We start from the raw sequence: 20375 nt of genomic DNA, 5'->3' as shown, positions 1-20375 counted from the left end.
AATATTTCCTCACCCTCATTACTGTAATACTGTCCTTATTTACAATAATGCTTAAATCCTTATTTTTCAAGCTTGTTTTTAATTAAAACTAAAAAGAGACTGTTCGAAAATTGTCGAATCACTTGAAAAAGGAACTATATGTTGAAAGCTAAACTAGAAATAACTCTACATATAGTATTCAAGTGGCTGACGTTTTGATTTTCGAACAACCTCTTTTCTAATTTCAAATTTATTTCGTTAACGCATGTTCAACTTTAATGCAGCGGTCCATAATTACTTTCATATCATTCTTTTTTAAATAATCATACGCTTCATCATTTGCGACACCGAGTTGTGCCCAAAATACATTTGCGCCAATCTCAACTGCTTCTTTTGCAATATCTGGGAGGAATTCACTTTTACGAAACACGTTGACGATATCTACTTCTCCTTCAATATCTTTTAAAGAAGATACTGCTTTTACTCCAAGAGCTTCCTCGATCACAGGGTTTACAGGAATAATTTCATAACCAGCATTTTGCATTGCTTCGGAAACCATATACGATGTCCGGTCAGGATTATTAGATAGACCAACAACAGCGATCCGTTTCGAATTTGATAAAATTTCTTTAATTTCACTTCTTTCCGGATTAATCATTGTCAAATCACTCACACCTTCGCTTAAAATATATTACCCATAGGAGTATTATAACGAAAATTCAGTAAAAAAGCCAAGTTTTTCTAACTTGAGTGAATTTCATAATATCCAAAAAAGGGTCACATCAAACAATATATAGTTTGCGAATGGTTTTGACGCAACTATATATTGATCTTAGTGACAAAAATAATGGATTATGAAATTCATTAACAGGACTCTTTCACAATGAAAATCGGTATTTTGACTTTTTTTACGACTTTATAGCTAACGCTTCCTAACACATATTGTTGAAGCGATGTTAACCCTCGACTTCCGATGACTAAAACATCGTAATCACCACTATTAGCGTAGGAAATGATCTCCTGTATCACATCACCTGTAATGACTTCAACTGTATAGTCAACATTCCCTTTGTTTAGTAGATCTTTCGTACGAACCAATTGGTCATAAGCTACACTTTCTTTCTGAAAAAAAGATAGCTTTTTAAAGCTCTCAGGAAGTGCATCAACAATATGAAGCAATGTAAGATGAGTTTCTTGACATAATTTTGCTAAACTAATCGCTTTTTCAGTTGCAACCATAGAAGCTCTTGAGCCGTCGGTCGCTAGTAATAAATTTTTAAACATAACGTTGCCCCCAATGATGAATAGAAACTCGTTTTCATAAAAACTGCACAAGGATAAAACCTATTTATTACATACATATGCAGAAATAATTAAAATTCCTCAATCGAGTGAATTTCTTAATTACATTAATTGAGCCATATCAAACTAAATGGCGAAAATAGTAAATTAAGAAATTCATTAAATCATTAGGGGATTTCTACAAATTATCTATTAGTTGTTGCGCTAATTCGCTCGCAACTACATATTGTTTGATGTGGACGTGGACTAACTTTAGGTAATTATAAGATTCACTTTAATAATAAAACGAATTTTATTCAACAGATTCATTATTTAATACTGCATCTAGAGCTTCCCAGCTTTCATCGTTTGAAAAAAAACGATTCCAAGAAGCAACTCCTGCCAAGTTATAGTCATGAACCATTTGTCCACGTCTTGCAATTGAATCGGCATTTTCAATCCAAATTTTATACGTAGATTGCTCATTTTCATCATAAAACTCTACATAATCTTGACCGCTCGTCTCATCAAACACGGGTGTTAACTCACGTTCTTCAATCCACTCCTCCACCGCACGCATGCTTAAGGCTCGTGATGAAACCTCGATATTTCCACCTTCAGTTTCTCTTTCTTCCCAAATCCTTGTGTAGGTTGGAATCCCTAAAATTAATCTCTCGTTCGGTATTTCTTCGAGAAGTATTTCTAAATTTCGCTCCACCCAAGGAAATGAGGCAACACTTCCAGCGATCGGTGATGTTCCCCAATGTTCATCATAGGCCATAACGACCATATAATCGACAATTTCAGCTAAAGCTTTGCGGTCATAAAACATCGACCACATCTCACTTGAGGAAATAAACGTAATATCCATCGAAATGATCAATCCTGCTTGATGGGCTAAAGCCGTTAATTCTCTAACGAACTGCGTCACTAAGTCTCGATCTTTTAAGTACACATTTTCAAAATCTACGTTAATACCATCTAGATCATACATTTCACTATATTGTAATAGCTGCCTAATCATTTTTTGTCTCGTTTCAAAGTTTTGTAAGGCCACATGGGTTTTGTCAGGATCAAAATCATTAGAAAATAAACCCCAGATTTGATAACCACGATCTTTTGCCCAATCGACATAAGTCATGGATGCGAGACTATGAATATCTCCTTCTTCATTTTTTAACTTAAACCATGTCGGTGAGACGACATTTATTCCTGGCATTTCAGGTAATTCGTTCGTATCTGGATTCGCCTGGTAAACCGCTTCCCACGTTAAGTTAATCGGTGATTCAGGGTACTGTAATTGACGAAATTGGTCATCACGTTCAATTGTGACGATACTCGTTTCGACATTTTCTATAACATCTTTTTTTATAAACCCGGAAATCCCAATCTCATTTCGCACGAAATAATGACCTACTTCTTCGCTCATTATATATACTTTTTCACCTTGATCGACTTTTGCATAGTAGTCTGAAAAGTAACTCGGTTTTGTTTTCAAACGGAGTTCTCTATGTTTCGTATTTTCTTTAACGATGCCGGTAGTTTGCTCTTCTCCATCGGATGAAATAACGACACTACCAACTTCCGGATAAAAATTGTAGTGAATAGGATAAATGTTTTCTAGTTGGTCCATTTCAACATACAATTCTTCATTTGACGTGATTAACGTCTCTACTTCAATGTTAAAAGATTGCTCATTGACAAATTTCTCTAATTTTTCAATAGGAAAACGTAAAATATTTTCATTTGAAATAATAATGACGGACTCAGTATCTTCATCAAAAGTTACGCCGTCATCTAAATAATCGGAGATCAATTGTAAAGGAATATACAACTGGTTATTTTCATATAATGCTTCCTTTTCATATATTTCACCTTGAAAAATAATCGGATTCTCTTTTTGAAAATATGAAACTTGTTTTTGTTGCGATTCAAAATAGTAGTACATACTAAAAAGTGCTATTAAAAATATCGTTGTTATGCTCAACACGATAAGTAATAACGGGATTTTCGACTTTTTGTGCGTCTCTTTTCTCGACCTTTTCGACATCTTTCTCCCCTCCTTGTTACATCATAAGGGATAAAGATACCTTTTTAAAGGGGTAACTACACATTATAGTTTGTAACATATCCCAAAAGCTAACATAGAAAGTCGGGCGAGGACTCTAACCAACTTCCACACAAAAAGAGATAAGTAGTTTTATTAAACTACCTATCTCTTATGTAACCGTTTACTTATGAACGCTCAACGATTAATGAAGTACCTTGTCCGCCACCGATACAAAGCGTCGCTAGACCTGTACGAGCATTTTGTCGTTCCATTTCGTATAATAGCGTTACTAAAATTCTTGCGCCAGAGGCACCAATTGGATGACCTAGAGCAATGGCACCACCATTTACATTAACTTTTTTGTCGTCTAGTTCTAACCCTTTACCAACGGCAACTGCTTGAGCTGCAAAAGCTTCATTCGCTTCAACGAGATCAATGTCTTCAATCGATAAATTAGCTCTTTTTAACGCTTGTTCTGATGCTGGAACTGGTCCGTATCCCATAATTTTTGGATCAAGGCCGGCATTTCCGTAAGACTTAATCGTTGCCAGAGGCTTTAAGCCTAACTCGTCAGCTTTTTCTTTCGCCATTAATACGAGCATCGCAGCTCCGTCATTAATCCCGGAAGCATTCCCAGCTGTTACTGTCCCATCCTTTTTAAACGCAGGACGAAGCTTAGCCAATTTTTCAATCGTCATTCCACTCTTAGGGTATTCGTCTTTATCGACGATTAATGGATCACCTTTACGTTGTGGGATCGTTACAGGGAGAATCTCATCAACAAACTTACCAGCTTTTTGTGCTGCTTCTGCTTTTAACTGACTGTTAAGAGCAAATTCATCTTGCGCATCACGTGAAACTTCCCACTTTTCAGCTACATTTTCAGCAGTAATTCCCATATGGTATTGGTTGAAAGCATCCGTTAATCCGTCATGAATCATCGTATCGACGACTTTACTATCCCCCATACGCATTCCCCAACGAGCATTTTTCATCATATAAGGAGCATTACTCATACTTTCCATGCCACCAGCTAATACACAATCTGCATCACCTAGCATAATAAATTGAGCTCCCATACTTACTGTTCTTAGCCCAGACCCACAAACTTTATTAATCGTCGTTGCCGGTGTAGTTTCAGGTATGCCTGCATTTACAGCAACTTGTCTCGCTGGGTTTTGCCCTAGCCCAGTAGATAAGATGTTACCTAAAAGAACGTCATCTACTTGGTCAGGACTGACACCTGCACGCTTTAAAGCTTCTTTGGCAGTAACTACCCCTAAATCTACGGCTGATAATGATGATAAAGCACCACCGAAATTACCGATCGCAGTTCTTGCTGCACCTACAATAACCACTTCTCTCATTGCTACTCCCCCTTAAAAAATTAATAGGATAACCTGAGTGAATTTCATAATTATCTAGATTTAGCCATATCGAACTATAGGTAATTGCGAGCGAATTAACGCAACACATATACATATGTAATGGCGATAATATTGAATTATGAAATTCATTAACCTTTCTAAATTTTAACATAATTATTTAAAATAGCCTATCCTATTAATGTATTTTTCTAAATTTTCATACAAAAAGCCCTTGAAGATGTATTGTCACCTTTTATCGTGTAAAAGGCGGGTGCATTCCCTCACTTCACCTTGACCTTCTACCGAATCTCAGACGTTCGTTCGCAAAAGCTCCCGCCTTTTTTCATACAAACTCTCATGACGACACACCGCCACTAACTAATTTTGATAAAGTCGTGCAATTTGTTTTGCCTTTCCAACTTTCTGCATTCCAACTAGTCAGCAACCAACTAACAAACCAACCATCTTTTTCATGGTTACCATTTCCATTTAACCTGTTTTTACTGTAGAATTAATGTATACATAAAAATACGTTAAGGAGCCGTTATGAATTCCATATATAGCCATACGCCAATTTATAAACGAAAAAAACGTAAACAACCAATTAAGTTTCTGATCATCACGTTCTTATTCACGTTAATAATCTCTATTTTCGCCATTCCTTTCACAAAGGACCATTCGCGAAATGTAAAACCATTTTTTAAGGAACTAGACACACCCATCGTTATTGCGCACCGTGGCGGAAGCGCTTTCCCTGAAAACACATTGCCTGCTTTCGAGCATTCTGAACAGATCGGTGTTGATGTGTTAGAGTTTGATATTCACATGACAAAGGACGGTCATCTCGTCGCTATTCACGATTTTACTGTTGATCGTACGACGAACGGAACGGGGGAAGTAGATTCTTTTACACTCGACGAATTACAACAGTTAGACGCTGGATACTACTTCACTGATCGTGAAGGAAATTATCCTTTTCGAAACGAAGGAATTACGATCCCTACCGTTGAGGAAATTTTTGAGCAATTTTCGCATATGGATATGAATATTGAAATTAAAGCACAATACCCAAAAGCTGGTCCGTCTGAAATCGAAGCAAAACTTTGGCAACTTATTCAACAGTACGAAATGAAAGATAAAGTTTTACTTGCTTCTTTTGAGCAAAAAATCATTAATAAATTTAACGAATTAGCAAATGGACAAGTTGCGATTAGTGGCGGGAAAAACGAAGTGACGAAGTTTGTATTACTAAATAAGTTTTTTTTATCAAAGTTATATAATCCAAAAGTAGACGCACTTCAAATGCCAACAAAAGTGAATTTGTTCAACTTAGCCGATCAAAAGTTAGTTCGCAATGCGCAAAAACTTAATATGCACGTTCACTATTGGACGATTAACGATCGCGAAACGATGGAAGAACTTTTGAAATTGGGAGCTGATGGGATCATTACCGATGATCCTGAATTGTTAATGGAAGTGATGAAGGAGCTTGGAATGCGGTAAAAAGAAAACACTACACTCCTTATTACTCAAAACTAAACTTTAATTCTGGCATCCATTGTGATACATGCTGTTTCGTGTTTTGTAAATGCTCGTCCGCATTTTTTAAAATCCGTTCGTCATCTATTTCATGCAATGGATAAATCTTATATTGGCGCCAGTTTTGTTTATAGGTAAACGTCGGCAAAAAGCGCGGATCTTTTAGTTGGAAAGACACTTCATCACGAAACGCCGTCTTTTCTACTTCTAATTGAACAATACCACCAATCTCCCGTTCGATGCCAACTTGTCCAGATAAAAAATTTCCGAGAGAATAGGCAACGAAGGTTCGACTTCCGTCTTCTCTTTCAATCCATTCCATCGGCTGCAAGACGTGTGGATGATGGCCAAAAATAATATCTGCACCCGCCTTCGAAAATTCCTGAACGAGCATTTTTTGCGTTTCATTTGGCATTAACTCGTATTCGTTCCCAAAGTGGAGGGAAAGAACAACCATATCCGAAACTTCCTTCGCTGCAACAATATCCTTATTAATAACATCTACATCAATTAAATTAATTAAGTAATCCTTCCCACTAGGAATCGGCATACCGTTCGTTCCATACGAATAAGCCAAAAACGAAAAAGTAATCCCATTCTGTTCGATCGTTCGTATCGCTGCCCGGTCCTCTTCAGACTTGTAGGCACCTGTATAAATAAGCTCCGTAGAATTGTAATAATCAATCGCATTTAAAACCCCTTGTTCCCCTTTATCTAACGTATGATTATTTGCAATACTTACTACATCAAAACCTGCATCAATAACGGCATCGCCTACTTCATACGGACTATTAAACAACGGATATCCTGATAAGCCAAGCTCCTCACCACCGAGAATCGTTTCTTGATTGGCAAAAGCGATATCAGCATTACTGATATACGGTTTCACATGTTCAAACATCGGCTTGAAATTATAAGTTCCATCTGCTTGTCTAGCATCGGTAATAATTGAAATCGCAATCAGAAGATCACCAACACCAGAAATCGTCGCACGGCTTACTTGAGGCTCGACCTCATCAATCACGTCTATACCAATATCATTTCTTAACTTCCCATTAAACTGAACTAGTTGTTCGCTCAGCTGCAGAGTGTCGGAAGGTTTGGTTTGATCACCTTGAAGAAAATAAACAAAACTGCTTAGTAAGCCTACTAAAAGAATTAAACTTAATACTATAATTGTAAATTTTTTCATATGAATAAGACATCCCCTTACGTATAATCACCTTATATCTTACCAACGTTAGGAAACTATATCCAGTCGGATTTTTTAATATTTTTAGTATTTTGGTTTATTTTTTTGGAAGGAGTGTATTCGAAGTTATTTCGTGTATTTATTAGCATAAGAGGATGCTGCGTAAGAATTTGGCTTTATTTTTGGCTGTAACCCGATCGCCAATATGAGCTCACTCATTTCATCGATCAGATGCCTTGTTTTCCCTTTTTTTCCAATATCTAAATGAACCTCAAAACTAAAATCAGCACCATTGTCAATATACGGAATTAAGATTTCTGCCATTTTTGAGATATGTTTCTCTGTAAAAAGTGCGGCTACTTCTTGACTATAGATCGTTTCTAAAGAAATCTTTTCTTTTAACGACTTAATTCTTCTCTTCGTCATTTCTTTTTTTAAGCAACCCCAAGCCCCTTTTCCAACTCGGTGAAGATGGATCGATGTAATAAATTTCGTTCCCTCTTGATGAACCTGACTATCCGTACCAATCGCTAACCGATAAAGTGAAGCCGGGTCACTTTTCATAAACTGTAATAACTGTTCAAAAACATCGTCAAAGGTCATTTCAGCTGTAGTTGTATTATAAAACCTTAGGTCGTTATTCATATTCGACTCCTTTTAATGAGTTTTTTGACACTAACAATTTATAAGTTGAGTTGGCGATAAGCCAATTATTCTTTATTAGTTCCTATAAAAATTGTATTCTTACTATAGTTTACTTAGAAGTTAGAAAAATGTGATTTGTATACGACTGGTTAGATGGGGAGTTTTAGTTTTGAGTTTTGAGTGTTGAGTGTTGAGTTGTTAGTTTATGCTTCGAGGGGATGGGAGATCGTTCCTGCTAGGAAAAGAAATAAAAGGGAGCTGTCCCAAAAGTGTCTGACTCCACGCGTTACTACTAAATATGGATGTCTAGATTTTTCATCCGTCTAAATTTAGGTGACTAACGGTGTCTGACCCTTTGTTTTCGGACAGCCCCATAAAATACTAACTCATATTATATTAAAGTTCGTAGACAGACTTATACTTTTTCTCTAAATACTCGATTAAGTATTTAGGGTTTAAGCCTTCACCGGTAATATCTTCGATGATTTCTAATGGCTTTTTCATTTTCCCGTGTTGATGAACATGTTCAATCAGCCATTCTTTAATTGGAGTAAAGTTGCCTTCTTCCATTAATTCATCATAATTTGGAATATCTTCGTTCATTTTATTTTTAATTTGTGATGCATAAATGTAACCTAAAGCGTAAGAAGGGAAGTAACCTAAGGCGCCACCTGACCAGTGAACATCTTGAAGTACACCTTCGCCATCGTGACTTGGGCGAATTCCTAAGTATTCTTCCATTTTATCGTTCCAAATTTGCGGTAAATCTTTTACTTCAATTTCGCCTTTAATCAGCGCTTTTTCAATTTCGTAGCGCAAAATGATATGAAGTGAGTACGTCATTTCATCTGCTTCAATACGAATTAACGACGGTCCCGCAACATTAATTGCTTTGTAAAAATCTCCTAAAGTTACATCATCAAATTGTCCGTTCGAATACTCTTTTAAGAGACTATAGTTCTTTTTCCAAAAAGAATAGTTACGGCCAACAAAGTTTTCACAAAATAAAGATTGCGACTCGTGTATTCCCATCGACGTTCCATCGCATAGTGGCGTGCCGATTAATTCTTCGGATATATTTTGTTCATATAATGCGTGCCCACACTCATGGATCGTACCGAAAACAGCCGTACGGAAATCTTTTTCATCGTATTTGGTCGTCACGCGAACATCGTTACGATTGATCGCCACCGCAAAAGGATGAACCGTCTGATCAAGTCGCCCCGCCTCAAAATCGTATTGCAACTGCTTCAATATTTCTAATGAAAAGTCTTTTTGTTTATCTTTTGAAAAGTGCTCAAATAAAAAGTCTGTTTTCGGTTGTGCTGGTGCTTCGGTAACTGATTTTACGAGTGGCACTAATTTTTCCCTTAACTCACCAAACACACGGTCAAGCACGTCAACGGTTACACCTGGCTCATAATCGTCTAACAATGCGTTATACGGATGTCCTTCGTAACCGATACGCTCAACATATTTACGTAAATAAGCAACAATTTTTTCTAAATACGGTGCGAAGCTATGAAAATCCGCCTTTTCTTTCGCTTCTTCCCATGCATTTTCTGCTTTTGAAGTTAAAATCACAAATTCCTTATACTCGTCTGCAGGAATTTTTTTGTTTTTATCATATTCTTTTTTACTTTCTTCAACGAGTTTCTTCGTAATCTCTGATAGTTCGCTTTTAGCTTCTGGAGCTGACAAGGCATCTAAATATTGCCCCATTTCATTAGAAACACTCATGTTAAAAACTTCCGAAGATAACATACCAATGGTTTCTGAGCGCTGTTCCACTCCTTTTTTTGGTGCTCCAGTTCGCAAGTCCCAAAACATTAGTGAAATCGCTTCGTTATAGCTTTCCATTTTTTTCACAAAATTAATAAATGACTCTTCTACTTCTCGTATATTTCTAGTCATAAATAACACTCCCTTTCTTCTCTCGCCTAACTAATTCTCTATTGATGAACAGCCCTCCTTCTTTACGAGAAATATTTTTTGCAATAAATGCCTATTTCATAACAAAATCACAATGATAATGAACCGTCACCGTGTAGAAAGTAAAATGTCGGTTGATTTTCTCTCACTTCGCTTTAAACTTCTATCGAATTTTAGAGGCTTGCTCAAGAAAATCAACCGACCATTTTTTTATATAAAACTAAATAATGGTACATCTCATAAACTATCCAACAAACCACTAACTAAAACCAACAAAACAATCCGACCGGTCTCAATTACTTTTTAAAACAAGTGGGATATGATATAAATAGACTATTATGTTAAAAGGAGTTTTTAATTAATGGAATTACAAATTAGCAAAAAAGCGGTTGATTTATATAAAAACGAAATGGATTTAAAAGCTGGAGATTCTTTAAGATTATATGTCCGCGTAGGTGGGTGTGGATCGGGTGGATTTTCTGTTGGAGTAGCTAAAGAACAACCTTCGAAAAATGCATATGTTACAACGGTAGATGAGATACAGTTTTTTGTAGCAGAAGAGGATTTTTGGTATCTTAATGGGATGGTTATTGATTTTGATGAAGATTTAAATTATGTCACCTTTGAAAATCCTAATATTAATGATTTAGATAATCCAAATAGCTAACAGTTAAAGATTCGCCACAAGCATTTACAAAAGACAATCCACGCTTTAATGATGTCCGTATCAGACTGACAGCTCACCCTAAACAAAAAACTAAGGCCGCACATATGTGCGCCTTAGTTTTTTATTATCCACCGATTTGTGACATTTCAATTTTACGAATTTGTTTTTTATCTGTGTTTTGCAGGCGTTCTTCAGAATAGCGGTCATGGCGGTTACCCCAAATTTCAGCCATACGCTCGATGACCTTTTCGTCACTCGCTCCGGAACGTAGCAAATCTCTTAAATCGTGGCCTCCTGCTGCAAATAAGCAAGTAACTAGCTTTCCATCAGCTGATAATCGTGCTCTTGAACATGTAGAGCAAAAAGCATCTGTCACAGATGATATAATTCCAATTTCGTTATCACTATCTTTAAAACGGAACCTTGTCGCAACTTCACCTTCATAGTTTGGCTTAATCGGTTCTATCGGCATTTCTTTATTAATGCGTTCAAAAATTTCTTTTTTAGAGATGACATCGTCTAAATTCCATCCATTTGAGTTTCCTACATCCATAAATTCAATAAAGCGTAAAATGATGCCAGTATCTTTGAAATGGCGTGCCATCGGTATAATGTCATGATCATTTACACCACGCTGAACAACCATGTTTATTTTCACGCCTAAACCTGCTTCTTCAGCTGCGCTAATTCCTTCGAAAACTTGGTCCACCCCTACGCCGCGTCCATTTATTTTTCGAAATCTTTCATCATCTAAACAATCTAAACTAATCGTTACACGATGTAACCCAGCTTCTTTCAGTGCTTTCGCATGTTTCGCTAAAAGAGAGCCATTGGTTGTCATCGCAATATCTTTAATCCCTTTAACCGTGGATAGCATTCGAATTAAATCGGTAATATCTTTACGGACTAAAGGCTCCCCACCTGTTATACGTAATTTCTCGATACCAGCAGCACGCACGAATAAGTTTGAAACTCTAGTAATCTCTTCAAAAGTAAGTACATCGTCCTTAGGAAGAAATTGAAAGTTTTTATCAAAAATTTCCGCAGGCATACAATAGCTGCAACGAAAATTACAACGGTCAGTTACGGATATTCGCAAATCACGAAGTGGGCGTCCTAATTTATCTTGTAAGCTCGTTATTTCCATTTTACGTTCCCCCTATACCTTCGTAAAATCGATATTTTGAAGGGCTTTCATTCTTTATAATTAAAATTTATATTTCTGTTGTAAAGAAAAGCCACTACTTTTCAATTAGAAATAGTAGCGACTAATTTTATTTAATAACAATTCTAATAGTATTGTACCATACGTTCAAACATTTGTAACTATAGGAATAGCGTAAATTATATTAAGTTCTTACAATCGACACTTCTTTAGGTAACACAGCTGAAACTTGTTCATAAAGTTTAGCATCGCCCGATAACCTTTCATCAACAATGGCTACAATTCCTTTATCTGAGCTCGTGCGTATAAGCCTACCTATTCCTTGCCTTAAACGTAGTAGCATATACGGTAAATCAACTTCCTCATATGGATCAACAGTATTTTTCCTTTTCCCGTTAAAAACCGGGTCTTTCGGTGGAAATGGTAACGACCAAATGATCACACTTGAAAGTGACGGCCCTGGAATATCTAATCCTTCCCATAAATGAACCGCACAAAGACATGTTTTCTCTTCATTTTGAAATGCCTTCACAATACTACTAAGCTCTTGATCGCCCTCAAATAAAAATTTATAATCTTTAAATTCAAGCTCACTCAAAGCAACTTCTTTAAACGTTTGTAATTCTTCGTAATCATTAAACAACAATAAGCTTCGACCTTCTGTTTGTTTGATAACATTTAAAACAGCGGCTTGTTTATCAACTGCTTTGTTGAATTCAGGAACTTCTACCTTCATATGTTCTTTATAATTAAATGGCGAAGCTACTGTAAACGATAAATAATCTCTAATACCTAAACTTGCTGCTAAGTAACTAAAGTCACCATTGGTAGATAGTGTCGCTGATGAAAAGATAAAAGGAGTGTTTTTAGAAAACACTTTTTCTTGAAGTACATTCTCGACTAAATTCGGCATAATCACCAAAGTTGTCACTCCGTCATCTTTCGTTACCCAAGTAATAACATTCGTTTTGGCTTCAAAAAGACGTAGTGCATATTGGAGCATGTCCAGATGTTCTTCAACAATTTTCAGTTGGTATTCTTCGATCGTATATAACTCGCTCTCAAAAACTAAAGCATCTTCGAGTTCCCCTAAAAGAGTTTTAAATTGCTTAATTTCATCGATCATTTCTGAAGTGATAGTTAGCTCATACCGGCTAGACCCTTTAATGTTCGTTGTACTGCTGTCGATGAGCTGAAATAAATATAAACTTCGAGAAATAATATCTTCAACTAAAAAAGCAACTTCTTCACGAACATCATTTTCAAGCAATCTCACTAAAATTTCTTCTAATAGGTCATGGCGAATATGATAAGCTAATGCTTTTTGTGCGGCAATTTCTAATAAATGACCTTCGTCAAAAATGACACTACTTGCTTCTGGTAAAAACGGTAATTGTCCTTTTCTTTTTCTAGATTCATACGTCCAAATATGCTCCATATAAAAATCTTGAGAACAGACAATTAAATCAGTCGCTTTTCGGTAATGTTCTCTCGTTAACGTCATTCCACAACGATGGCGCTTTTCACAAACCGAACAATCTTGAAAAGCGTCCCAATTTACGTTGCTCCATTCTTCATTACTAAGTTCTGAATACGTTTTACGATCACCGTAAAAATGAAACTCTTGCATCGCTACATTATTATACACAAATGAAGGTAGCGTATCAGAGACACTTTCATAAACCATTACTTTTTCATCATCGTCTTTTAACCGCTCAAGCTTTTGTACACATAAATACTGGTCTTGTGCCTTCGCTAGACGCACATCAATATTTAATTGCAAAACTTCCGAGAGCTTGGCGATATCACCTTCAGGTTTCACTAGTTGCTCGATTAATGCTTCATCAGCACAGGCGATAATGGCGGGCTTCCCTACATACCTTGCATAACAAATTGCGTAAAGTAAATAAGCAATCGTCTTTCCTGTTCCTACTCCTGCTTCGGCGAAAATCGGTTTCTTTTCTAGAAATGAGCGTTCTAATTGATAAGCCATAAAAATTTGTTCATCACGAATTTCAAAGCCAGCCTCTGGTAAAATATCATAAAATACATCACCAACCCAATCGCCGAGTTGCTCAATAAAAGGCTTGTTTCGATCATATGTAAAAGGAAGTTTTTCAAACGATTGCATAATGTCCCCCTGAGTTAATTTAAAATGTACAATTTCTAATTCTTTCGGTAGTGCTTCATTTGTTTTAATGTTTTATACGTAATTTTAAAGATAACATTTCAATTATGTATATTTTTTTTAATTTGTCAATAGGGTGAATATCATAATTACCTAAATCGGTCCATATCGATACTTAATGGCGATAATATTGAATGATGAAATTTATAAAATAAGAAAAACGCAAAAGAAGGTGACCCAAAAGTGCCTGACATCACGCGTAAACTACTCTACTTTATATAGACAAAAAGGCTTTAAAGCATGTCTATATGTAGGTGTGATTCGTGTCTGACACTTGTTTTGGGCCACCCTCATTTTTTTATTCTTTTGCTTCTTGTAATTGATGGTCGATGCGTTCAATTAACTCAGATGAAAACTCAAAAAATTGATCGTCAACACCTGTAGCATGACTAACGGCATCTTGGTATTGTTTCTTTGCTTGATTTAGTGCATCTGTAGCTGCTTTTAGTTGATCCTCATCCATACTCATTGTCGCTTGACCAACCATTCTTTGCGCGGCTTTTATTGCCATTTCGACTTGTCTAATATCGTTAAACGGTTCTGACATCGTACAACCCACCTTTACATTTTTCTTTGTTAGGTTATACAAATTTCAAAAGATTTATTCAGGCGTCCAACAACTGAGTGAATTTCATAATTACCAAAAACGAGCCACATCAAACAATATATAGTTTGCGAATGGTTTTGACGCAACTATATATTGATCGTAGTGGCGGAAATAATGAATTATGAAATTCATTAACTAAGATAAGTTTTAAATGGTATTATAATCGCACTTTATTAAAAATTTATTTTGCCGTTAAGCGTAAAAATTCATCTACGTCACCAGCAGCTAAGTCTAGGGCGCCTTGCCAAAACTCTGGTTTCGTTAAATCAACATTCAAATGTTTCATTGCTAAATCTTCGACACGCATTCTCCCTGTATCACGAAGTAAGTTAATGTATTTCGCTTCAAAACCTTCGCCATCTTCAAGAGCAAGAGCATAAATCCCCATACTAAATAAATAACCGAACGTGTAAGGGAAGTTATAAAACGGTACACCTGTAATGTAAAAGTGTAATTTTGAAGCCCAGAAGTGCGGATGATATTCACCAAGTGAATCACAGAACGCATCTTTTTGCGCTTGAACCATAAGTTCATTTAAGCGATCGGTACTAACAAGCCCTTGCTTTCGCTCTTCATAAAATCTCGTTTCAAATAAAAAGCGTGCATGAATGTTCATAAAGAACGCGATACTGCGGCTAATTTTATCTTCTAAAAGAGTTAAGTGCTCTTCTTTCGTTTTTGCATTTTTTACAGTTGCATCAGCAACAACCATTTCTGCAAACGTAGATGCCGTTTCAGCTACATTCATCGCATAACGTTGTCCTAAGTATGGTAAGTCATTCATCACATGTTGATGGAAGGCATGACCTAATTCATGAGCTAACGTTGATACGTTAGAAGCTGTACCTGCATATGTCATAAAAATACGCGATTCCTTACTTAATGGAAAGCTCGTACAAAATCCTCCAGGTCTTTTCCCTGGGCGACTTTCAGCTTCAATCCAACTTTTATCGAAGGCTTCTTTCGTAAATTGAGCCATTTCAGGAGTTAACTTTTCGAATTGATTCGTAATAATATCTGCGGCATCATCATAACTAACTTCAGGTACATCACTTGATAACGGTGCAAATACATCATGCCAGCTTAACTTTTCAACGCCTAAAATTTCAGCTTTTCTTTGTAAAAATTCCGTAAACTTCGGCTTATTGTCAGTGATTACTTTCCACATCACATCTAACGTCTCTTGTGACATACGATTGATTTCAAGTGGTTCTTTTAAAACATTTTCCCAGTCTCTTTCACCGTATACTTGAAGCCTAAACCCAGCTAAATGGTTAAGGGCATCCGCACATAAATCTGCTTCGCCTTCCCATGCCTTTTCCCACTTTTCAAATACTTGTCCGCGTAACTCGCGATTTCCGCTATTCATTTTATTACTTGCTTGACCTACGGAAAGTTCTTCAGTTTTTCCATCTTCTTCAACGGAAATTTTTATACGTCCAACGATCGTGTTATATAGTTGCCCCCATGCTGAGTAACCATCCACAGATAACTTTTGGATTAAAGTTTCTTCTTTTGGAGATAGCTTTTCCTTTGCTCTTTCTCTTCTTTCTGTGATCGGATATGTAACTTCAGCGAATACGTCTTTTGCTAGTAGCTCTTCCCACTCACTCTCAGACATATTTAATAAATGATCATCTATTTTTGTTAAGCTAGCTTCTAAAATCGTTCCTAATTGACTAACTGTGCCTAGTAACTGTCTTGCTTTTGCATCTTGTACATTTTGCGCGCTTAAACAGCTTAAAAAAGCACCTGCTTGTCTTGAACTTTTCGATAATTCTTGTACTTCTAAAATCCAGTTCGTCACCGTTTCTACGGAAACTTCTTTTGTTTCTTCGATTTTACTACGTAATTGTTCAAGATCCGTTTTTAACGTTTGTAAAAACTGTTGAAATTCCTTACTTTCGCTTCCTCCTGGGAAAATAGAATCTAAATCCCATACTTGAGTAAGTGGTTTTGTCATTATGTACACCCCTATTTTTCTCTTAATTTATATTGCTTGCAACATTTTCATTTTAACAAATAGTCAGTCATTAATAAAGTTTAGAGTACCGAAACTTTTCTAATTCAGAATGTAAAATTCAGAATTAAAAATTTATTAGTTTTGCTACGTAGCGTTTAAGAAACATATTGGCACTAATTTAAATCTAATGACCTCTATGTATCAAAAGCATAATACGTAGCACAACCTTCAAACAATTTTACATTGTAATTGTAAACTATACATTCTTTTTCGGTGGGCGTGGACCGAAAAATTGGTAAAAATCCGTTTTTATGTTTCCATTATAAAGCTTTCTTTTTTTCGAAGCTTTTTTTCCGTATAGTTCTTCAAATCCTTCATTAGAAGTCAACATATACACGGACCACGTATCAAATTTTGCGAAAGCTTGGCCCATATCACGATACATTTGCTCTACTTCTTTTACTTCCCCTAAACGTTCACCGTATGGTGGGTTTCCTACGATGCACCCGTACTCTAATTTTGTAGAAAGATCTTTTACTTGCATTTGCTTAAACTGAAGCATGTCACCAAAGCCTGCTTCTTGCGCGTTATTAATCGATAAATCAACCATTTTATGGTCAATGTCTGTTCCGATAATTTCAAGTGGCTGGTCGTAGTTAGCAAGGTCTTCCACTTCCTCTAAGGCTAGGTCCCAATTGTTTTGTCCAACCCAATCCCAGTTTTGCGAAGCGAAATCACGGTTAAATCCTGGTGCGATATTTTGCCCGATCATCGCCGCCTCTATTGGTAGCGTCCCTGAACCACAAAACGGGTCCCAAAAAGGACGATCCGCACGCCAATTCGTAAGCATAATCATGGCTGCGGCCATCGTTTCTTTTAATGGTGCTTCACTATGCAGATAACGATATCCACGTTTATGTAATCCATTTCCAGTCGTATCAATCGTTAATAAAGCAGTATCTTTATGTAGTGCAACTTCAATACGGTAAAACGGACCATCCTCATCAAACCACGCACGTTTATATGTTTTTTTCAAACTATCAACAACCGCTTTTTTGACGATCGCCTGACAATCAGAGACACTAAAAAGCTTTGACTTCACAGATCTACCGACGACAGGAAATTCTGCATTTTCAGGAATGTATTGTCCCCATGGCAATGCTTTCGTTTTTTCAAACAGTTCATCAAATGTTAATGCTTTAAACTCACCTACGACTAACTTCACGCGGTCTGCTGTCCGTAGCCATAAATTCGTTCGACAAATGGCTTTTTCATCTGCCTCAAAAATTACTTTTCCGTTATCTACTTGTACATTTTCATAACCTAAATCTTTTACTTCTCTAGCAACTAAGGCTTCAATCCCCATTGCAGCTGTTGCGATTAATTTTACTTTTCCCATAACATTTCCTCTCTCGTTAAAATTTGCTCCTACTATTATAGTTTGTACACAGTTAAATGTAAAATCTGTTTGTTTGTTTTGAGTTTTGAGTGGTTGAGTTTGCTTGAGGTTTATTCTTGAGTTATTTGCTTTTTATTTGCGATTATTTAATCTTTCTTGCGATTGTCCTCCCTTTTCTTGCGATTCTTCCGTTTTTACTTGCGCGCACCTTTTAAAAGATAACAATTTCTAAAAAAATTTCGGTGGCGCGTCATTGAAACAACTTCACACAAGACATTAAAGTCATTTTTTAATTTAAATTTGAATTTCAACTTGCGTTTTTAGAATTTTAAATTTTTAATTTTATATTGTGAATTGTAAATTGTGTATTCTTTTTACCTCGAAGCGTTACATACACAACTCAAAACTCATAACTCATAATTCATAACTCGCACTCTCTCTACTCTTCACACACAACTCAAAACTAAAAGCACAACTAAAAAACTCCACACATCAACGTGTAGAGTTCGCATTCAAAAAAATATATTTTTTAGCTATAAGCGTTCGATAAGCCATGTTTTGTTCCATCGTACTACAAGCGGCTATTCACCTCGTACTCCGGTGGTAATCATCTATCTACAAGAAGCAAAGCTCCCTGTCCTTCTCTTCGTTCAATTCCTCCAAGAAGGTTCCCCTACCAAATTTGGGTTTCTCGCTCGTGGGGTTTACCTCGTTCCACTCTACTTGTTTCCAAGTAGACTACGTCACTGTGGCACTTTCAAGGTATTAGCACCGTATCTATAAAGACTTAGGTACGTTCCCTGCCGTTAGCTCAGTCGAAACCGAACTACCCTAGCTTATGAATTGGCTAGGCACGAACACTACGGTCATCGCAGACCGTGCGAGCATGGACTTTCCTCAACATCAAAAGATGCAGCAATTACCTGAACGCCTATTGGCTGTCGTAACAACGACAATTACTATTATATCATTTTCTTGATACAAATCAAAGGTAATTTTTACCACTTTCCTCTATTAACTTGTCTTGCAAGTTGAACAGCCGTAGCATTATTTTACTGAATTTCTCTTATCGCTTGTTTGGCAAGTCGGTCAGCCGTAGCATTATTTTTACCGGGTATCCATTTCAAAAAAAATAAATCGAACTGATCAATACTTGGTAAAGCTTTGTTTATTAGGCTTGCAAAAGGCTCTCTTTTTGCATAGCGCGCTTCAATGGCATCGTCGACAACCTTTGAATCGGTGCGAAATGAAACGACTTTATACCCTTTATCGATACATATTTCAAGCGCTTTTATTAAAGCCCAAAATTCTGCTTCATGACTCGTCATCTCGCCTAACGGAATCGAGTAATGTTCTACTTTGCCATTTGCTTTAATAAAAATTCCTGCCCCCGCTAAACCTGGGTTTCCGGTACTCGCTCCATCAATATATACTTCAATCAATCTAATTCCCCTTAATCAAAAAGTTTATTACCAAAAACGTGTTTTTCTAAGTTTGAAAGTCTCTTTAAAATATCGTAATTGGTATTTCCGGCAGCCGTTCCTTGACGAGGTTGTTGCTCCGTATATTTTTTTGCTTCCGTTTTTAGACGCCCATTTTCTGTTTCAAGAATTTCTATCTTTTTTTGTAAAAGTTCATAATCTTTAATAACAATATCTAAAAATTTATCAACTTCGTCTTGATTATAACCTTTTAGGCTTGTTTTGAATTCTTTTTCTAATATTTGTTTTGGAGTTAGTTGTGTAGCTTGTTTTTCTATCATCCTACGATCACCTCTATTAACTTTAAATGAAATCCATCATTTTTTTATATTTTTTCAAAACATTATCATATTGTCAATTATGAAAATTACCAACTTTCCAATTCATCTTGATAAGCTAGCTCAATTTCATCAGGATATATGTAAAATATTTCGTAACCGGAATGCTCGCTACGAATTTTCGCATATGTAATATAATAACTTGGTGAACCAGGTTTGTCATCATCAAAAATAACTAAAAGTGCATCACTTTTTTCGACAATGTATTGATTTTTTAATTTAAGTTGACTAGGGCTTTCATAGCCTCTTTTTGTTATAGTATCGACATAATCTGCTTGTTGTAAAACCGATTGGTACTGTTCCTTTTTTAAATCATTCCACCTTTCCTCTTGGTTTAAGTACGGCGTTAAAACCGCTAACTTTAACTGTGGATATTCCTGTTTTAATTGAAGCACGACTTCCCCACACCAAAGCTCGACACCGAGTTGCCCCGATATGATGACCCACTCTAAACCTTCTTCGATAAAAGAAATCAATCTTTTTTGTAACACTTTTTTTATGTACTTAATACCAACATGCTTTTCATCAAAAATACCAAGTTCGTGGGATTTGTAACCGGTAACCGCTAATACTTTTATCATT

Annotated in this window: 17 protein-coding genes and 1 other RNA gene; 2 read left to right on the top strand and 16 right to left on the bottom strand. The window is 36.3% G+C overall.

The window, feature by feature from the left end; all coding sequences use genetic code 11:
• Nucleotides 1-229: 229 nt before the first annotated feature.
• From BKP35_RS09645 to BKP35_RS09630, 4 genes are all read right to left on the bottom strand, one after another.
• On the bottom strand, nt 230-637 hold the full coding sequence (locus BKP35_RS09645) for a CoA-binding protein (RefSeq protein ID WP_071313297.1): 408 nt from the start codon (nt 635-637) through the stop codon (nt 230-232).
• 206 nt (nt 638-843) lie between these two features.
• Nucleotides 844-1263 carry a universal stress protein gene (locus BKP35_RS09640; protein WP_071313134.1) on the bottom strand — a complete coding sequence of 140 codons (420 nt, stop codon included), beginning with the start codon at nt 1261-1263 and terminating at the stop codon, nt 844-846.
• A 310-nt stretch (nt 1264-1573) separates the two neighbouring features.
• A complete protein-coding gene (locus BKP35_RS09635) occupies nt 1574-3310 on the bottom strand; it encodes a glycosyl hydrolase family 18 protein (protein ID WP_071313133.1) in 1737 nt (578 codons plus the stop codon).
• A gap of 185 nt (nt 3311-3495) precedes the next feature.
• Nucleotides 3496-4677, bottom strand: a complete 1182-nt coding sequence (locus BKP35_RS09630) for an acetyl-CoA C-acetyltransferase (RefSeq protein ID WP_071313132.1) — start codon at nt 4675-4677, stop codon at nt 3496-3498.
• 546 nt (nt 4678-5223) lie between these two features.
• Between BKP35_RS09630 and BKP35_RS09625 the strand changes: the two genes are divergently transcribed.
• The gene (locus BKP35_RS09625) at nt 5224-6180 is read left to right on the top strand and encodes a glycerophosphodiester phosphodiesterase family protein (protein ID WP_071313131.1); all 957 of its coding nucleotides are present in this window, start codon (nt 5224-5226) and stop codon (nt 6178-6180) included.
• 22 nt (nt 6181-6202) lie between these two features.
• Here the strand turns inward: BKP35_RS09625 and BKP35_RS09620 are convergent, their stop codons facing one another.
• The 3 genes from BKP35_RS09620 to BKP35_RS09610 form a co-directional block, all read right to left on the bottom strand.
• Complete coding sequence (locus BKP35_RS09620; protein ID WP_071313130.1) at nt 6203-7408, bottom strand: CapA family protein; 1206 nt, start codon at nt 7406-7408, stop codon at nt 6203-6205.
• A gap of 126 nt (nt 7409-7534) precedes the next feature.
• Nucleotides 7535-8053 carry a ribonuclease H-like YkuK family protein gene (locus BKP35_RS09615; RefSeq protein ID WP_071313129.1) on the bottom strand — a complete coding sequence of 173 codons (519 nt, stop codon included), beginning with the start codon at nt 8051-8053 and terminating at the stop codon, nt 7535-7537.
• Nucleotides 8054-8449: 396 nt separating this feature from the next.
• Nucleotides 8450-9967, bottom strand: coding sequence for a carboxypeptidase M32 (locus BKP35_RS09610; protein WP_071313128.1), 1518 nt, complete (start codon nt 9965-9967; stop codon nt 8450-8452).
• A gap of 379 nt (nt 9968-10346) precedes the next feature.
• On the opposite strand from BKP35_RS09610, the gene BKP35_RS09605 reads away from it, so the two are divergent.
• Nucleotides 10347-10652: a HesB/YadR/YfhF family protein gene (locus tag BKP35_RS09605; RefSeq protein WP_071313127.1), complete on the top strand. Its 306-nt coding sequence runs from the start codon at nt 10347-10349 to the stop codon at nt 10650-10652.
• Between the two features lie 124 nt (nt 10653-10776).
• Here the strand turns inward: BKP35_RS09605 and moaA are convergent, their stop codons facing one another.
• The 9 genes from moaA to BKP35_RS09560 all read right to left on the bottom strand — a co-directional run bounded on the left by moaA (nt 10777) and on the right by BKP35_RS09560 (nt 20371).
• Nucleotides 10777-11799, bottom strand: coding sequence for a GTP 3',8-cyclase MoaA (gene moaA, locus BKP35_RS09600; protein WP_071313126.1), 1023 nt, complete (start codon nt 11797-11799; stop codon nt 10777-10779).
• A 202-nt stretch (nt 11800-12001) separates the two neighbouring features.
• Nucleotides 12002-13948, bottom strand: coding sequence for an ATP-dependent DNA helicase (locus tag BKP35_RS09595; protein WP_071313125.1), 1947 nt, complete (start codon nt 13946-13948; stop codon nt 12002-12004).
• A 355-nt stretch (nt 13949-14303) separates the two neighbouring features.
• Nucleotides 14304-14552, bottom strand: a complete 249-nt coding sequence (locus BKP35_RS09590; protein ID WP_071313124.1) for a DUF2564 family protein — start codon at nt 14550-14552, stop codon at nt 14304-14306.
• Nucleotides 14553-14793: 241 nt separating this feature from the next.
• Complete coding sequence (locus tag BKP35_RS09585) at nt 14794-16575, bottom strand: M3 family oligoendopeptidase (RefSeq protein WP_071313123.1); 1782 nt, start codon at nt 16573-16575, stop codon at nt 14794-14796.
• Between the two features lie 256 nt (nt 16576-16831).
• Nucleotides 16832-17974, bottom strand: a complete 1143-nt coding sequence (locus tag BKP35_RS09580) for a THUMP domain-containing class I SAM-dependent RNA methyltransferase (protein WP_071313122.1) — start codon at nt 17972-17974, stop codon at nt 16832-16834.
• Nucleotides 17975-18516: 542 nt separating this feature from the next.
• Nucleotides 18517-18905, bottom strand: an RNA gene (gene rnpB / locus BKP35_RS09575) — RNase P RNA component class B.
• Nucleotides 18906-19026: 121 nt separating this feature from the next.
• Complete coding sequence (locus BKP35_RS09570; protein ID WP_071313121.1) at nt 19027-19416, bottom strand: reverse transcriptase-like protein; 390 nt, start codon at nt 19414-19416, stop codon at nt 19027-19029.
• Nucleotides 19417-19427: 11 nt separating this feature from the next.
• Nucleotides 19428-19733, bottom strand: coding sequence for a cell division regulator GpsB (gene gpsB, locus BKP35_RS09565; protein ID WP_420534823.1), 306 nt, complete (start codon nt 19731-19733; stop codon nt 19428-19430).
• Between the two features lie 89 nt (nt 19734-19822).
• Nucleotides 19823-20371, bottom strand: a complete 549-nt coding sequence (locus BKP35_RS09560) for an SLOG family protein (protein ID WP_071313296.1) — start codon at nt 20369-20371, stop codon at nt 19823-19825.
• Between the last annotated feature and the right edge of the window lie 4 nt (nt 20372-20375).

Origin of the sequence: Anaerobacillus arseniciselenatis (assembly GCF_001865995.1) — a bacterium.
In the GTDB taxonomy this organism is placed as follows: Bacteria; Bacillota; Bacilli; order Bacillales; family Anaerobacillaceae; genus Anaerobacillus; species Anaerobacillus arseniciselenatis.
This window is presented reverse-complemented; position numbering and strand designations above follow the sequence as displayed.

Coding starts and splice junctions, on each gene's coding strand:
- BKP35_RS09645 (WP_071313297.1), bottom strand. CDS start 637: ATGATTAATCCGGAAAGAAGTGAAATTAAAGAAATTTTATCAAATTCG.
- BKP35_RS09640 (WP_071313134.1), bottom strand. CDS start 1,263: ATGTTTAAAAATTTATTACTAGCGACCGACGGCTCAAGAGCTTCTATG.
- BKP35_RS09635 (WP_071313133.1), bottom strand. CDS start 3,310: ATGTCGAAAAGGTCGAGAAAAGAGACGCACAAAAAGTCGAAAATCCCG.
- BKP35_RS09630 (WP_071313132.1), bottom strand. CDS start 4,677: ATGAGAGAAGTGGTTATTGTAGGTGCAGCAAGAACTGCGATCGGTAAT.
- BKP35_RS09625 (WP_071313131.1), top strand. CDS start 5,224: ATGAATTCCATATATAGCCATACGCCAATTTATAAACGAAAAAAACGT.
- BKP35_RS09620 (WP_071313130.1), bottom strand. CDS start 7,408: ATGAAAAAATTTACAATTATAGTATTAAGTTTAATTCTTTTAGTAGGC.
- BKP35_RS09615 (WP_071313129.1), bottom strand. CDS start 8,053: ATGAATAACGACCTAAGGTTTTATAATACAACTACAGCTGAAATGACC.
- BKP35_RS09610 (WP_071313128.1), bottom strand. CDS start 9,967: ATGACTAGAAATATACGAGAAGTAGAAGAGTCATTTATTAATTTTGTG.
- BKP35_RS09605 (WP_071313127.1), top strand. CDS start 10,347: ATGGAATTACAAATTAGCAAAAAAGCGGTTGATTTATATAAAAACGAA.
- moaA (WP_071313126.1), bottom strand. CDS start 11,799: ATGGAAATAACGAGCTTACAAGATAAATTAGGACGCCCACTTCGTGAT.
- BKP35_RS09595 (WP_071313125.1), bottom strand. CDS start 13,948: ATGCAATCGTTTGAAAAACTTCCTTTTACATATGATCGAAACAAGCCT.
- BKP35_RS09590 (WP_071313124.1), bottom strand. CDS start 14,552: ATGTCAGAACCGTTTAACGATATTAGACAAGTCGAAATGGCAATAAAA.
- BKP35_RS09585 (WP_071313123.1), bottom strand. CDS start 16,575: ATGACAAAACCACTTACTCAAGTATGGGATTTAGATTCTATTTTCCCA.
- BKP35_RS09580 (WP_071313122.1), bottom strand. CDS start 17,974: ATGGGAAAAGTAAAATTAATCGCAACAGCTGCAATGGGGATTGAAGCC.